The organism is Phaeobacter sp. CECT 5382 (assembly GCF_001457775.1).
In the GTDB taxonomy this organism is placed as follows: Bacteria; Pseudomonadota; Alphaproteobacteria; order Rhodobacterales; family Rhodobacteraceae; genus Pseudophaeobacter.
Genome location: NZ_CYSG01000002.1, coordinates 144388 through 158832 on the forward strand (window position 1 = coordinate 144388; position 14445 = coordinate 158832).

At 56.9% G+C, this 14445-nt stretch carries 14 protein-coding genes; 6 read left to right on the forward strand and 8 right to left on the reverse strand.

From position 1 onward, the window contains the following. Positions 1-29: 29 nt before the first annotated feature. The 3 genes from PH5382_RS02640 to PH5382_RS02650 form a co-directional block, all read right to left on the reverse strand. Positions 30-878, reverse strand: a complete 849-nt coding sequence (locus tag PH5382_RS02640) for a flagellin N-terminal helical domain-containing protein (protein WP_058332801.1) — start codon at positions 876-878, stop codon at positions 30-32. Between the two features lie 239 nt (positions 879-1117). After that, positions 1118-1477: a flagellar biosynthesis protein FlgN gene (locus tag PH5382_RS02645; protein ID WP_058332802.1), complete on the reverse strand. Its 360-nt coding sequence runs from the start codon at positions 1475-1477 to the stop codon at positions 1118-1120. Continuing rightward, the gene (locus PH5382_RS02650) at positions 1470-1766 is read right to left on the reverse strand and encodes a rod-binding protein (protein ID WP_082645545.1); all 297 of its coding nucleotides are present in this window, start codon (positions 1764-1766) and stop codon (positions 1470-1472) included. The genes PH5382_RS02645 and PH5382_RS02650 overlap by 8 nt, the downstream gene beginning before the upstream one ends. 391 nt (positions 1767-2157) lie before the next feature. Between PH5382_RS02650 and PH5382_RS19685 the strand changes: the two genes are divergently transcribed. The 3 genes from PH5382_RS19685 to PH5382_RS02665 are packed head-to-tail and all read left to right on the forward strand — an operon-like array spanning position 2158 to position 5396. After that, positions 2158-3738, forward strand: coding sequence for a flagellar hook-length control protein FliK (locus tag PH5382_RS19685; protein WP_231751776.1), 1581 nt, complete (start codon positions 2158-2160; stop codon positions 3736-3738). A gap of 3 nt (positions 3739-3741) precedes the next feature. Further along, positions 3742-4419 carry a flagellar hook capping FlgD N-terminal domain-containing protein gene (locus PH5382_RS02660; RefSeq protein ID WP_058332804.1) on the forward strand — a complete coding sequence of 226 codons (678 nt, stop codon included), beginning with the start codon at positions 3742-3744 and terminating at the stop codon, positions 4417-4419. Between the two features lie 50 nt (positions 4420-4469). Beyond that, the gene (locus tag PH5382_RS02665; RefSeq protein WP_058333003.1) at positions 4470-5396 is read left to right on the forward strand and encodes a phosphotransferase family protein; all 927 of its coding nucleotides are present in this window, start codon (positions 4470-4472) and stop codon (positions 5394-5396) included. Here the strand turns inward: PH5382_RS02665 and PH5382_RS02670 are convergent. The 5 genes from PH5382_RS02670 to PH5382_RS02690 all read right to left on the reverse strand — a co-directional run bounded on the left by PH5382_RS02670 (position 5369) and on the right by PH5382_RS02690 (position 10715). Next, complete coding sequence (locus tag PH5382_RS02670; protein WP_197409982.1) at positions 5369-6688, reverse strand: NAD(P)/FAD-dependent oxidoreductase; 1320 nt, start codon at positions 6686-6688, stop codon at positions 5369-5371. The two genes, PH5382_RS02665 and PH5382_RS02670, sit on opposite strands and share 28 nt — an antisense overlap. Then, on the reverse strand, positions 6688-7503 hold the full coding sequence (locus PH5382_RS02675; RefSeq protein ID WP_058332806.1) for an ABC transporter permease: 816 nt from the start codon (positions 7501-7503) through the stop codon (positions 6688-6690). Before PH5382_RS02675 ends, PH5382_RS02670 begins: the two co-directional genes overlap by 1 nt. Beyond that, the gene (locus PH5382_RS02680) at positions 7500-8381 is read right to left on the reverse strand and encodes an ABC transporter permease subunit (RefSeq protein ID WP_058332807.1); all 882 of its coding nucleotides are present in this window, start codon (positions 8379-8381) and stop codon (positions 7500-7502) included. The genes PH5382_RS02675 and PH5382_RS02680 overlap by 4 nt, the downstream gene beginning before the upstream one ends. Next, the gene (locus PH5382_RS02685) at positions 8381-9508 is read right to left on the reverse strand and encodes an ABC transporter ATP-binding protein (protein WP_058332808.1); all 1128 of its coding nucleotides are present in this window, start codon (positions 9506-9508) and stop codon (positions 8381-8383) included. Before PH5382_RS02685 ends, PH5382_RS02680 begins: the two co-directional genes overlap by 1 nt. A 121-nt stretch (positions 9509-9629) precedes the next feature. Beyond that, the gene (locus PH5382_RS02690; RefSeq protein WP_058332809.1) at positions 9630-10715 is read right to left on the reverse strand and encodes a polyamine ABC transporter substrate-binding protein; all 1086 of its coding nucleotides are present in this window, start codon (positions 10713-10715) and stop codon (positions 9630-9632) included. A gap of 145 nt (positions 10716-10860) precedes the next feature. Between PH5382_RS02690 and PH5382_RS02695 the strand changes: the two genes are divergently transcribed. The 3 genes from PH5382_RS02695 (at position 10861) to PH5382_RS02705 (ending at position 14421) form a co-directional block, all read left to right on the forward strand. Continuing rightward, complete coding sequence (locus PH5382_RS02695) at positions 10861-11541, forward strand: GntR family transcriptional regulator (protein WP_231751777.1); 681 nt, start codon at positions 10861-10863, stop codon at positions 11539-11541. A gap of 65 nt (positions 11542-11606) precedes the next feature. Next, complete coding sequence (locus tag PH5382_RS02700) at positions 11607-13001, forward strand: aspartate aminotransferase family protein (protein ID WP_058332811.1); 1395 nt, start codon at positions 11607-11609, stop codon at positions 12999-13001. 319 nt (positions 13002-13320) lie between these two features. Then, the gene (locus PH5382_RS02705) at positions 13321-14421 is read left to right on the forward strand and encodes an ABC transporter ATP-binding protein (RefSeq protein WP_058332812.1); all 1101 of its coding nucleotides are present in this window, start codon (positions 13321-13323) and stop codon (positions 14419-14421) included. Positions 14422-14445 lie beyond the last annotated feature (24 nt).

A 14445-nucleotide genomic window follows, 5' to 3' on the forward strand; every position in this document is an offset into this window, starting at 1 on the left:
CGCTACGAGAGCGCCCCAGATCAAAGGTCTTAACGGAACAGCTGCTGCAGAGTTTCCGGCGCCGAGTTGGCGATGGAGAGCGACTGAACAGCAAGCTGCTGCTGAGTCTGCAGGGCTTTCAGTCGAGCAGATGCTTCTTCCATGTTGGCGTCGGTCATCGCAGAAACACCCAGTTTCATCGCATCGGTCAGTTTCGATACGAATTCACCCTGGTCTTCCAGACGCGAGGCGTCCGCACCCAGCTGAGCAGCACCGGCGATCGCGGTGGTCAGGAAGGCTTCGATGTCAGCCAGCGCGGAAGTCGCAGTTGCGGCGTCCGTGATGGTGGTCAGCGATGTGGCCAGGTCGATGTTGTCTTTGAAGTTGACAGTTGCGACGGTGATTTCGGACGCAGTTGGCGTGCCGGAAGGACCAACACGGTCAAGCGATGCAAGAACACCCAGGCTGGTCGCACCAGCGCCATCGACGTCATCTGTCAGCAGGTTCGCACCGTTAAACTGCGACGCAGAGATGATGCTTTCGATCTGTTCTGCCTTCTTGGCCATATCGGCTTCGATGGTGTCGTGATCAACGTTTTCCGACTGAGCGGAAACCGCCAGCTGCTTCATTTCTTTCAGAACGTCAACGATTTGTTCCGCACCAGCAGAAGCAACAGCAACGGTCGCTTCACCAACGTCCAGGGCTTCCTGAATGGCGGTGAAACCGGCGATGTCGGATTCCATGGTTTTGGAAATCGCCCAAACAGCGGCGTTGTCTTTGGCGTTGCCGACTTTTTTACCGGTCGACACTTCGTTCTGGGTCATTTCCAGGTCGTTGTTCACCGAAGACAGAGTCTGGAGAGCAACCATTGCACCACTGTTAGTCAGAATACTGGTCATAGCGTTTATTCCTTTAGCGTATGAGACACTTTGGTCTCTAGATTTTCCCTGCCCCGAAGGGCGATCCGTGGCGTCTTTCTGACAGTGCGTTCCACCTGTTGGCTTTCGCGCCACCTCATTGATGAGATGCAAGGAGACATTGCGGCTAAAGTTGCTAAGGGAATGCTAATGGTGGAGATTACATTCCTTAGAATTTTCGCTAAATCCTGATGGGCTTAGCGGTCAGCAAGCCAGGAGGCCTAGCTGCGCTTTTCCAGACGTTGACCCATGACGGTACCATAGCGGGATTTGCGACCGGACCGGTCATAGACATCAAGGCCCTTTTTTACGCGGCGCAGCTCGGCCATACGATTGGCGACACTGCGAATGCCTTCCATCGCACTGTTCAGCAGTTCCTGATTGCGTGAAACTTTGCTCTGCACCTGGTTGAGCGCATCGCGTTCCAGTTCACCGATCGCGTTGAGCTTCTCCATGACGGCTTCTTTTCTGCCAAGGAGGGCGTCGATCTGTTTCAACTCTCCGCGTACCAGAGCGCTGCGTTCCAGGTCGAGGATCTCATCCAGTTCATCAATGAGGTGTTGTGGGGTCTGATTAGTCATTTGGGGACTCCTTCAGGGCTTGATAGATTGATTCGGCGAGGCCAATGCCGCCTGCTTCGGTCATTTCTTCGGCCTGGGCGCGAATGAGAAAACTGCTGAATTGCTCTTCTCCGGCACCGCCGCCGCCAAGGCCTTCGCGGCTTTTGCCAAGGCCAGCAGATTTCAGCATTTCCGTTAGAAACGAGGCTTCTAATTGCTTTGCAGCATCGCGCAACGGATCAACCTCCACCGCCCGCAGGGGCGTCGTCGCGGAGAATGTCGCTGGTGAAACTGTCGTTAGATTGGGCATCCTGCACCTCTCTTCAGTTACATCTTCGATTTGCTTCTATTTTTTGGAGATTGCATCAGGATCGGTTAAAATTACCGTAACCGCTTTGCGCTAGAGCTGAGGGTATCGAGATAGAACGTCTGGAAACCTAATGCTTACAAATGTACTTTTTGGTCAGGTGCTTTCCGTCACAAATGACCCGGCACCGTCAAAGGCTGCTGACAGCTCTACACGGCAGCATGGCAAAAGCTTTTCCGATCATTTGGATGGGCAAAGAGACAGGGCCGATACCAGGGACAGGACCGATACAAAGGTCACAAGTCCAGAGTCGGCCAGTCAAAACACCAGTGATTCCAAGGCGTCCGAAGCGTCAGAAACTGATTCTCCTCAGGCTGCGGCCAAGGATAGTGAGTTGCACGAAAGTGGGTCCGCCGGGGGCCAGGAACGCGCCACCGATTCCAATCCAGCTGACGCGGGCAGCGAGGATGCCAATCCTGACCAGTCTGATGCATTGGCCGGAGATGTTGCAGATGATTCGGATACGCATGCAGACGATCTGACAGCAGATACCGTTGATTTGGCGGAACAGCCCGAAGCTACAGCAGTACAAGCACCTGATGCGAAGGTCGCGGAGAGTCGGCAGCGCGATGTCACCACGGTTTCTTCGATCACTCCAAAAGCCTCCTCGTCTGTGGCTGCAGCGGGTGGCGGCACGGGTGATTCCGCAGCAAATGGAAATTCAATTGCCATCGACGCTGACACAAACAGCACGGTAGCCTCGTCAGAGACCAGTGGTGGGAGCCAGGCAGAACTGCCAAAGGGAACTGCTGGTGAAACGGCTGTCGTCGAGGCGCTGCGTCGTCAGGCCGAGACAGCCAAGGCAACGGTACCCCCACAGACGTCAGAGGTGAAAACCACAGGTCAGACCGCTGTTCCGCTGATGCAGCAGACTGAAACACAAAAACTAGCCGATGCACAAGAAACCGGCACACGTTTTGCCGGGCTACAGGACGGCGCAACACAGTCGGCGCCTGCCTCAGATACTCCTAAAACTGCCAGTACGCGCCCTTCGGGTGATATGCCCCCGCAGAAGCCGACCGGAGCTTTCTCCGCAGCATCGGCTGAGGTGGCAGAGACCGATCCTACGGCTCTGGGCGAAGGCGGAGCCGCAGTTGAAGAGGGTGAAATCACTCGCCTTGTCGGTGACGCCAGCCGGGGTGCCGGATCAGCATCCCAGGCCGCCGCGACCGTCGCGGGGCAAGCTGCTGGTGCCGCCGTGACCAATAGCAATGAGCCTGGACGACGTGCGCAAGCGCGCGCGGCTGAAAGCCGTGAGGCTTCTCTGACGGGTACTGCTGAGACTGAAAATGCAACAACACGCACCACGACGCCCACGACGCCTCAGGTGAGTGCGGTACAGCAGGCATTTGCCGCTCAGGCGCTGGCTGGTGAACAGGCAGGATCGGGCGCCCAGAGTGATGCTTCTGTCCTGTCAGGAGAACCAGGCCCGGACATGCCAGGTCTGTCGCAATTGCTGACCGAGGCCGTTCTGCAGCCTGGCACAACGCATCGTCCTGAAACGCCGCGCATGGTGGCCGTACAACTGGCCGGGGCCTTTGCGGCCAAAGGAGAGCGCAACGTGGATGTTGCCCTGAACCCCGAAGAACTGGGCCGGGTAAAAATGCGGGTGACAACCAGTGAGGCGGGAATCACCGTGGTCATCCAAACGGAACGCCCGGAAACGGGAGATCTGATGCGGCGTCATATCAATGAATTGGCGGATGAATTCCGCAAGATGGGTTTTGAAGATATCTCGTTTGAATTCAGCGGTGGTCAGACTTCTGGCGGCCAGAGTGAAGGCGACGGCGAGGCTGGATCCGGAAAGGATCGGGGTCTGTCCGGAAAATCAGATGACATGGCGGCCGCCGAGGTCGCAGATACGGCAATTCAGCATCTCCGGCTTGGCGCCTCGGGTGTGGACATGAGGGTTTAAAACATGACGACCGAAGTATCCCAATTCAGCAATGCTGGTGCCGCGTCGAGTTCCGGCTCCTCGGGGAGTACCAACCTGACCTCGGACTTTGATACCTTTATCCAGCTACTGACAGCCCAGGCAAAGTATCAAGACCCGACCGAGCCGATGGACAACACGGAATACGCCTCTCAGCTGGCGGAATTCTCGATGGTGGAACAGCAGGTGCTGACCAATGACAACCTGAGTGTCGTGCATCAGCAACTGGGGCTGGGTAACATGGCATCGCTCACAGGCTGGGTCGGTATGGAAGTCCGCGCGGCAGCTGCAGCGCAGTTTGATGGCACCAATCCTGTTAATGTGGCACCTAACCCTGCGGCAGCGGCGGATGATGTCACGCTTGTTGTCAAAGATGACGACGGAAAAGAGGTGAACCGCATCACGCTGCCTGTTTCTGCAGAACCCTATGATTGGGATGGCACCGATTTCTCTGGTGATACTGTAGCGGCCGGGGCGTATAGTTTTGTGGTTGAAAGCAAGAAAGACGGAGAGGTCATTCTGTCTGAAACCGCTGAAGTCTACACCGAGGTTCGCGAAACTCAGATGCAGGGTAGCGATGTGGTCTTGATCACCGAGACCGGCACTGCGATCTTGGCGACCAGCGTGACGGCGCTGCGCGATCCCAACGAAGAGGTGGTTTGATCGCAGCAGGGCCTGTCGCGTGTTTTGACCGGGTCTCTTTTCGGGGGCCCGTGATCCAAACCGGAGGACGTGCCCTGCAAGGCCAGACTGCAGAATTTGATCAGCGGTTTTTCAAATCGCTTGCGGCGCAGGGACTGGATGTCTCTGCGCCATTGCCATTGCAGGGCGGGCGCTCCAACCGGGTCTGGCGAACGGGTTACCTGGCTGATGGCCCGATGTCAGAGGGGTTGGTGGTAAAGCTCTATCTGGCGCGCGGGAAAAATCCCTTGTTTGCCAATGATCCCCAGCGCGAGAGTGCAGCGCTGGAGGCTTTGTCTGGAACAGGGATGGTGCCGCCACTTGTGGCCTCGGGTCAGTTCGAAGGGCAGCATTGGCTGGCCTATGCCCATATCACAGGGGCACCCTGGCAGCGCGATACCGCGCATGTCGCCCAGCTTTTGGGGCGGCTGCATGATCAGCCGGAATTCTCAGGACTGCCCAAAGGGGTCAACGGCAGCGTCGATTTGGAGCGTCAGACCCGGCGTATTCTGGGCTGTTGTTCCGGGGATCTGAATGCGGTGACCGAAGTTCTGTCTTTGCGCCCCATCGGCCAGGTCCCGCCTTTGGAGTCTTTGGCATTGATTCACGGTGATCCGGTGCCCGGGAATTTGCTGGCTCATGATGGCACTTTAACCCTGATTGATTGGCAATGTCCGCAGATGGGCGACCCGAGCGAGGATCTGGCCCTGTTTCTGTCACCGGCGATGCAGGCGCTTTATCGGGGCAAGCCGCTGTCAGTGGGTGAAGAAGATGGATTTCTTGCGGCCTATCCCGATCCCCGCATGGTGGGGCGCTATCTTGCACTGAAGCCCTGGTTTCACTGGCGTATGGCGGCATACTGCCTGTGGCGCAGCGCAGCCGGAGAGCCGCGCGACCGCGCCGCACTGGGTCTTGAACTTGCGGCTTTGCGTCAGTCCATCAATCCCAAAAGAGCATAGGCGGGTGGCATCACCATCCGGCGCGCTGGGCCAAAGGGAAAGCGGCGCAGGCGTTGCAGAACGGGTGAATAGGGCAGATCAGGCGTTTTTCCTTGCGCCAAATCCGCCAGCAGTCGACCCGCATAGCTGCCCATGGCGACACCATTGCCGTGGTAGCACAGTCCGGCAAATAGCCCGGGATGTTTGGGAACCTCGCCGACAAAGGGTACAAGGTCGCGTGAAAGGCAGACCATGCCAGACCAGGTATGGGTGGCCTCGACATTGCGCCACTGCGGAAACAGTGTGTCAAAATTCGCCCGTAGCTTCTTGCGAATCCCGGCCTCGACCCGAGGGGAAGCCATGAGCCCGCCGCGCATGCCGAAAAGGAAGCGCCGATCCGGCATCAGGCGGAAATAGTGCAGCATATTGCGGCTGTCATAGGCCATCTGGTCGCTGAACCAGCCCTGCGCCTGCAGCTCTTCATCGCGCAAGGGGCGTGTCACCATGGCGGTCGATTGCGTCGGCATATAGCGCGCTGCCAGCCATTTGGGCAGATCGTCGGAAGAATACCCATTGGTGGCGATCACCACCTGAGAGCTGCGCACCGTTCCCTTTGGCGTGGTGACAAGATGTCCCTTGCCGGTTGCGGTGATCTTGGTGGCAGGGCTTTGCTGAAACAGTTGCGTGCCAGCCTGTTTTGCGGCACGGGCCAGTCCAAACAGATATTTCCGCGGGTTGAGGCCAAAACCCACTGGCGTGGTAAGCGCGCCATAGAATGCGCCGTTCAATCCGACAGAGGCAAGCTGGCCTTTGGTTTGAAAGTTCGGAACCCCGCCGCTGGCAGCGATCTCTTCTGCCTCGCGCATCATTTTATCCAGCGCGCGCGGGCTGTGGGCCAGACGGGTTTCGCCCTGGGAGTGGGTATCGGCCTCGATCCCATGTTTGCGCAGTAGATCCGCCACCAGAGCCACAGCCGCCTCTTCGCCGGCCTCATAGGTCTCGGTGGCTTTTGCGCCGTAGCGCCGCTGCATTGCCTTGGTCGACAGTTTTGATCCACCCAGACAACAAAAGCCGCCATTGCGCCCTGATGCGCCCCAGCCGGGGCTTTCGGCCTCTAGGACCACGACCGAGGCACCAGCCTCTGCCAGATGCAAAGCGGCTGACAGTCCGGTAAAACCGCCGCCGATAACCGTTACATCTGCGCTTATGTCACCTGTCTGGCAGGGCCAGTCAGGCGCATCTATGGTCTCGTCCCACCAACAATTGTCGCGCGGGCCGGGACCATAGGCGTAGCTGGAAAAGATCCTGCGCATCAGCTGCGCTCTGCCGCCTGTTCGTCACGCTTCTGGCGCACCATCTGGCGTTTGTTCACCAGCGAAGCCGTGATCACGCCCACCGTTACAATGGCGATCATGATGGTCGATAGCGCGTTGATTTCAGGCGAGACCCCCAGTCGCACCGCCGAATAGATCTTGATCGGTAGGGTGGTGGCCGCCGGCCCCGAGGTGAAAGAGGCAATCACCAGATCGTCCAGCGATAGGGTAAAGGCCAAGAGCCAGCCAGAGATCACCGCAGGGGCAATGATCGGCAGTGTCACCAGACGAAAGGCCTCGGACGGAGAACAGCCTAGATCAAGGGCCGCCTCTTCCAGAGAGCGATCAAATGTGACCAGTCGGGAAGAGACCACCACCGAGACATAGCACATGGAAAACGTAGTATGCGCCAGCACGATGGTCATGACACCACGATCCAGGCCAAGACCGATGAACAGCAGCAGCAGCGACAGGCCAGTGATGACTTCGGGCATCACCAAAGGCGCGTAGATCATGCCGGAGAACAGTGTTCGCCCCATGAAACGCCCGCCGCGCACCAGAACATAGGCTGCCATGGTGCCCAGAACGGTCGCGATGGTCGATGAAATCACCGCCACCTTGATGGTCACCCAGGCCGCGTTAAGAAAGGCCTCGTTCTGGATCAGCTCACCATACCATTTGGTCGAAAACCCGGCCCAAACGGTGACCAGTTTGCTTTCATTGAAGCTGTAGATCACCAGGATCAGCATCGGCACATAGAGGAAGGCAAAGCCAAGGGTCAGCGATACGGTATTGAACCAACTCATACGTCTCATTGTTCTGCCTCCTGCTGTTTTTGCTGATTGCGCTGAAACAGCACGATGGGAATGATCAGGATCAGCAAGAGAACAACCGCCACTGCTGACGCCACGGGCCAGTCGCGGTTAGAGAAGAACTCTTCCCACAGGACCTTGCCGATCATCAGCGTGTCGGACCCGCCCAGCAGCGACGGAATGACGAATTCGCCCAATACCGGAATGAAGACAAGGAACGACCCGGCAACGATGCCGGTTTTCGACAGCGGAATTGTCACCAGCCAAAAGGCGGTAAAGCGCGAACAGCCCAGATCCTCGGCGGCCTCGATCAGCGATTCATCCAGCCGTTCAAGCGCCGCATAGATCGGCAGGATCATGAAGGGCAGATAGGTATAGACGATGCCGATATAGACAGCAGCGTTGGTGTTGAGGATGGTGAGTGGTTCGGAAATCATCCCGGTCCACATCAGGAACTGGTTCAAGAAACCCTCGTTCGACAGGATGCCCATCCAAGCATAGACTCGGATCAGGAAGCTGGTCCAGAAGGGCAAAATAACCAGCATCATCAGGGTTGCGCGCCATTCTTGCGGTGCGCGCGCCATGGCATAGGCCATCGGATAGCCCACCAGCAATGTCAGCACGGTGGACACAAAAGCGATCTTCAAAGAGCTGAGATAGGCCTTCCAGTACAGGTCATCCTCGGTGAGCCAGGTGAAGTTTTCAAAATCCAGCTCAGACAGGAAGGCCCAGATGCCGGTGGCCCAGTCAAAATGCGGGGCATAGGGCGGCCGGGCCACGGCGACGTCCGACAGCGAGATTTTCAAGACGATGACAAAAGGCACCAGAAACAACGCCAGGAGCCACAGATAAGGGACAGCGATCAGGGTAAAGCGGCGCATCAGTCTGCCAAGAGAACGCCTGCCGTGGCGGTCCAGGACAGCCAGACAGTGTCTTCCCAAGTGAAAGCACGACGTGAGATACGGCGGGTATTGGCGGCCTGCGCCTTGATCACCACACCTGAAGGCAGCTCAACGTGATAGGTAGAAATATTGCCGAGATAGGCAATGTCGAGGATCTTGCCCTCGACGACATTATCAACGCCTGTTGGTTTTTCAGCATTGATGGTGACTTTTTCGGGCCGGATCGCCAGATGGCATTTCTGCCCATCTGAAAATTTATTGGGGGATTTCACATTGAGCGGTGCCTGTCCGTCTTTCCAGGCGATGGCATAGCTGTCTTCGCCATTGGGGGTGGCCAAACCATCGATGATGTTCACCTCACCGATAAAGTCGGCGACATAGACTGAATTTGGCGTCTCATAGATGCGATCCGGGGTGGCGACCTGGATGATCTTGCCATGGTCCATCACTGCGACGCGGCTGGCGACGGTCATGGCCTCTTCCTGATCGTGGGTCACGATGACAAAGGTGGTTCCGGTCTTTTCCTGAATATCCATCAGTTCGAACTGGGTGTCCTGACGCAGCTTTTTATCAAGTGCGCCAAGAGGTTCATCCAGCAGCAGCAGTTTGGGATGTTTGGCGAGAGAGCGCGCCAGCGCAACCCGCTGACGCTGGCCACCGGAAATCTGATGCGGTTTGCGGCGGGCAAATTTGTCCAGCCGGGTCAGGCGTAGCATCTCTTCAACGCGGTCGTTGATTTCGTTCTTGGGCATGCCCTCGCGTTTCAACCCAAATGCGATGTTTTCCCAGATGCTGAGGTGCGGAAACAGCGCGTAAGACTGAAACATCATATTGGTGGCACGTTTGTTTGGCGGCACCGGTGCCATGTCTTGTCCGGCAAGGTAGATGCTGCCTTTGGTGGGGGTTTCAAACCCGGCCAGCATCCGCATCATGGTGGTCTTGCCGCAGCCTGACGGACCCAGCAGCGCAAAGAACTCTTTCTCGTAGATACCGATGGTCAGATCGTCGATCGCCGTGAACTCACCAAATCGTTTGGTGACGTTCTGGAATTGGATCAGAGGCTTGGCCTCGGGATCGTTCCAGGGTTCGAATACAGGAATGGTCAAGCTGCTTCCCCCGCAGGTTCTGAAGACGCAGGCCGCAGGGGCCGCGCGCGATCAGAGAGTTTGGTGCAAATAGGCAATGGGCAGGGCGTCGGTTACGCCCTGCCGGATCAGGTCCCGACGATCAGGTGCCCGATTTGATTTTGGTCCACATACGGGTGGCTTTGCGTTGAACTTTGATCGGATAACCTTCTTTGATATAGAGGTTTTTGACCGTTTCCGCATTGGGGTAGATGGCGGGATCGCCAATCACATCCTCTTCCAGGAACTCCTGGCTCGCCTCGTTACCATTGGCATAGTAGACGTAGTTGGAGGCGGCTGCCATGTTGTTGGCATCCATGATGAAGTTCAGGAACTTATGCGCACCTTCAGGGTTGGGCGCATCCACCGGAATGGTCATCTGGTCAAACCACATCAGCGCACCTTCCTTGGGTGCGTTGTATTCGATTTCAACGCCGTTTTCGGCCTCGGCGGCACGGTCACGGGCCTGCAGGATGTCGCCGGACCAGCCAAAGGCCACGCAGATGTCGCCATTGGCAAGTGCGTTGATATATTCAGAACTGTGGAATTTCTTGATGTAGGGGCGCACGGCGGCCAGCACCGGTTCCGCCTTGGCAACCACATCCGCGTCCATGCTGTTGGGGTCTTCACCGATGTACTTCAGCGCCGCCGGGATCATCTCGTCGGGGGCATCCAGGAAATAAACGCCACAGGCGGCAAGTTTTTCCATATTGGCAGGGTTGAAGACGAGATCGAGCGAGTCAACGGGGGCATCTTCGCCGAGGGCCTCGGTGACTTTGGCAACATTGATGCCAAGGCCGGTGGTGCCCCACATGTAGTTGATCGAGTATTCGTTGCCGGGATCATACAGGCTGGTGCGCGCCTCAATGGCATCCCACATGTTGGAAAGATTGGGCAGCGCGTCCTTGTTCAGCTTCTGGAACGAACCCGCCTGGATCTGGCGCGCCATGAAGGAGCCGGTCGGAACAACAACATCATAGCCCGAGCCACCAGCCAGCATTTTGGTTTCCAAAACCTCGTTGCTGTCAAAGACATCGTAGATCAGTTTGATGCCTGTTTCCGTTTCGAACTTTGCCAAAAGCTCTTCATCGATATAGTCGGACCAGTTGTAGACGCGCACTTCTTCTGCCATGGCAGCGGTGCCGAGCAAGGCGACAATGGCTGTCGTTGTCATCATTTTGAGTGTCATGAATATCTCCCTGTGGGTACCGGTGTTGGCCCGGCTGTCCTGGATTTGATCAAGTTTTGCCTCGTTCGGCAATACTGTTTATGTTTCCACCGGGCAGAACTTCGTGCAAGCTGCCCAAAATTTAGGAGGAAAAACCCAAGTGTCGGTGACCAATTCAGCAGTTCAGGCAGCCCCCGCAGAGGGGGTAAAATTGCCGGCCCACGAGACCGTCTATCAAAAGCTGCGCGCGCAGATTCTCTTTGGAGAACTGGCACCGGGGCAGGCGGTCACCATCCAGGGGCTGACCGAGTCTTTGGGGGCGGGCATGACACCTGTACGCGAGGCCATTCGTCGCTTGATTTCGGATGGCGCCCTGATGTTTCAGGGCAATCGCCGGGTGTCGGTGCCACTGCTGCGTTCCGAAGACATTGATGAGCTGAGTTATGTAAGAAAATCAATAGAGTCAGAGCTGGCAAGGCGTGCAGCGCTACGGATCAATCCAGATCAGATAGCCCGTTTAGAGGCCATTGATGTCGCCCTGGATCAGGCCATCAATACAGGCGATGTGGCCGGCTATTTGGTGCAGAACTATAGCTTCCATTCTGAGCTCTACGGCTATGCAGACGCGCCCATCATGGCGGATCTCGCGGATCGGCTTTGGTTGCGCTTTGGCCCCTCTCTCCGCGTGGTCTGTGGTCGCTTTGGAACCCAGAGCTTTCCGGACCGCCACAAAGACATCATCGATGCTATGCGACGCAATGAACCAGAAAAAGTGGCCCATGCGATGGAAAAAGATGTCGAACAGGGCATGGAGCAGGTCAGCCAGGGGCTGGGGGCCTCCAACTGATTCGATTGACAAGGTGAAATTTGATCATATTCTGGGGGCAATCTCTTACCACTGGAGTCAGCCCTATGAATGCGATCACCAATCACATGCCCACGGCCGAATTGCAGGCCCTGGATGCCGCCCACCATATGCACCCTTTCACCGCCAACGGTGAGTTGAGCGAAAAGGGAGCCCGGATTATCACCCGCGCCACTGGCGTCACCCTGACCGATAGCGAAGGCAACGAGATTCTCGATGCCATGGCCGGGTTGTGGTGTGTCAATATCGGCTACGGCCGGGATGAGCTGGCAGATGTTGCCGCGCGCCAGATGCGCGAACTGCCCTATTACAACACCTTCTTTCAGACCACGCATGTTCCGGCCATCGCGCTGGCCGCCAAAATTGCCGAACTGGCACCGGGGGACTTGAACCATGTGTTCTTTGCCGGGTCAGGTTCCGAGGCGAACGACACCAATATCCGTATGGTGCGTCACTACTGGGCCCTGAAGGGAAAGCCGACGAAATCCATTATTATCAGTCGTAAAAACGCCTATCACGGCTCTTCAGTGGGCAGTGGTTCGCTGGGCGGTATGAGCGCAATGCACGAACAGGGCGGCCTGCCGATTCCCGATGTGCATCATATCAACCAGCCGCACTGGTGGGCCGAAGGCGGGGATACCCCCGAAGACGACTTTGGTCTGGCCCGTGCGCAAGAGCTCGAAGCGGCCATTCTGGAGCTGGGTGAAGACCGGGTTGCCGCCTTTATCGCTGAACCCGTGCAGGGCGCTGGCGGTGTCATCGTGCCACCGGCGACCTACTGGCCGGAAATCCAGCGCATCTGTGACAAATACGAGATCCTGTTGATCGCCGACGAGGTGATCTGTGGCTTTGGTCGTACCGGCAACTGGTTTGGCAGTGAAACAATGGGCATTCGCCCTGATATCATGACTATCGCCAAGGGGCTCAGCTCTGGCTATGCGCCGATTGGCGGCTCGATCGTGACCGATGAAATCGCCGCGGTGATTGGCTCGGATGAGTTCAACCACGGCTATACCTATTCGGGGCATCCCGTGGCCTCGGCTGTGGCGTTGGAAAACCTGCGTATCCTTGAAGAGGAAGACGTTATTGGGCATGTCCAGAATACTGCGGGGCCCTACCTAAAAGAGAAGTGGGAATCGCTGGCCGATCATCCTCTGGTCGGTGAGGCCAGAATTATCGGCATGATGGGCTCAATCGCTTTGACGCCAAACAAGGCCACCCGTGCGGAATTCAAGGCAGCCGGAGGCACTGTTGGCTATATCTGCCGCGAGCGCTGTTTTGCCAACAACCTGATCATGCGCCACGTTGGTGATCGGATGATTATTTCGCCGCCTCTGGTGCTGTCGACAGATGATATTGATGTTCTGATCGAGCGAGCCCGTAAATCGCTGGATGAATGCTATGCGATCCTTCAGGAGCAGGACCTGTTGCACAGCGCTTGAGCGGGGCGATCAGCGCCCTCTGTTTGAGTTGTGTTGAAATTGGGCCTCGCATCGATAGGATGCGGGGTCCTTTGACATTTGCATTTGCCTAATGTGCCCGGTTCCTGACCGCCCTGCCCCTAGGGAAGGAAATTCAGCGTAAACATGTCGCAAATTTAATCAGGGGAGTCGCAGGCAGTCTAAACTGCTGGCAACATGCCCCTAAGCTGATTTAACATCTCTAATCAGATGATGCGGTTGCATCCCCTACCTTGGGTATGCTTACATCGCGACAGAAGCGCAGAACCAATCTGCCGATTATACAAACGGGGAGCCTGCTTTGGCTGATGCGTCAAATAACGACGCGTTCGTGGAATTCGAACGCGTGCAGAAGAGTTACGACGGCGAAAACCTAGTCGTAAAAGATTTGAACCTCATTATGCCCAAGGGTGAATTTCTCACCATGTTGGGCCCCTCAGGTTCCGGTAAAACCACCTGTCTGATGATGTTGGCCGGTTTTGAGACGGCAACCCATGGCGATATTCGCCTTGGTGGCACCTCGATCAACAACATCCCGCCGCACAAACGCGGCATCGGCATGGTGTTTCAGAACTACGCACTGTTTCCGCACATGACCATTGCTGAAAACCTCTCCTTCCCGCTGGAAGTCCGCAAGATGGGCAAGTCCGAGCGTGAGGCAAAGGTCAAACGCGCCCTGGATATGGTAGAGATGGGGGCCTTTGGTGGCCGTCGCCCGTCGCAACTGTCCGGTGGTCAACAGCAGCGGATCGCCTTGGCCCGCGCGCTGGTGTTTGAACCCGAGCTGGTTTTGATGGATGAGCCTCTTGGCGCGCTGGACAAGCAGTTGCGCGAAAAGATGCAGTTCGAGATCACCCACCTGGCGCACCGTCTGGGCATCACCGTGGTCTATGTGACCCATGACCAGACCGAAGCCCTGACCATGTCAGACCGGGTTGCCGTGTTCGAAGATGGCCGCATTCAGCAATTGGCACCACCAGACAAGCTGTATGAAGAGCCTCAAAACAGCTTCGTGGCGCAGTTCATTGGTGAGAACAACACCCTCGAAGGTGTGGTCAAAGAGATCAACAACGGTGTTGCCCTGGTCCAGCTGGATGATGGTGAGCTGATCGACTGTAAGCCAGTCAATGTCAGTAAACCCGGCGAACGCACGCGCGTATCGATTCGCCCGGAGCGCGTCGAATACAACAAGGACCGCCTCAGCGAGGGGGCGCATACCCTCAAGGCTGAAGTGCTCGAATTCATTTACATGGGCGACATTTTCCGCACCCGTTTGCGGGTGGCTGGGAATGATGAATTCGTCATCAAGACCCGGAACGCGCCCGATCAGGTGCGTCTGAAGCCCGGCCAGCAGATCGAAATCGGCTGGCTCCCTGAAGATTGCCGCGCGCTGGATGCCTGATCTATTCGGGCGTTTCTAGCAGAG

What these genes read in the sequence shown, in the direction of transcription:
- PH5382_RS02640 (WP_058332801.1), bottom strand. Translation starts at nt 878, where the DNA reads ATGACCAGTATTCTGACTAACAGTGGTGCAATGGTTGCTCTCCAGACT.
- PH5382_RS02645 (WP_058332802.1), bottom strand. Translation starts at nt 1,477, where the DNA reads ATGACTAATCAGACCCCACAACACCTCATTGATGAACTGGATGAGATC.
- PH5382_RS02650 (WP_082645545.1), bottom strand. Translation starts at nt 1,766, where the DNA reads ATGCCCAATCTAACGACAGTTTCACCAGCGACATTCTCCGCGACGACG.
- PH5382_RS02660 (WP_058332804.1), top strand. Translation starts at nt 3,742, where the DNA reads ATGACGACCGAAGTATCCCAATTCAGCAATGCTGGTGCCGCGTCGAGT.
- PH5382_RS02670 (WP_197409982.1), bottom strand. Translation starts at nt 6,688, where the DNA reads ATGCGCAGGATCTTTTCCAGCTACGCCTATGGTCCCGGCCCGCGCGAC.
- PH5382_RS02675 (WP_058332806.1), bottom strand. Translation starts at nt 7,503, where the DNA reads ATGAGACGTATGAGTTGGTTCAATACCGTATCGCTGACCCTTGGCTTT.
- PH5382_RS02680 (WP_058332807.1), bottom strand. Translation starts at nt 8,381, where the DNA reads ATGCGCCGCTTTACCCTGATCGCTGTCCCTTATCTGTGGCTCCTGGCG.
- PH5382_RS02690 (WP_058332809.1), bottom strand. Translation starts at nt 10,715, where the DNA reads ATGACACTCAAAATGATGACAACGACAGCCATTGTCGCCTTGCTCGGC.
- PH5382_RS02700 (WP_058332811.1), top strand. Translation starts at nt 11,607, where the DNA reads ATGAATGCGATCACCAATCACATGCCCACGGCCGAATTGCAGGCCCTG.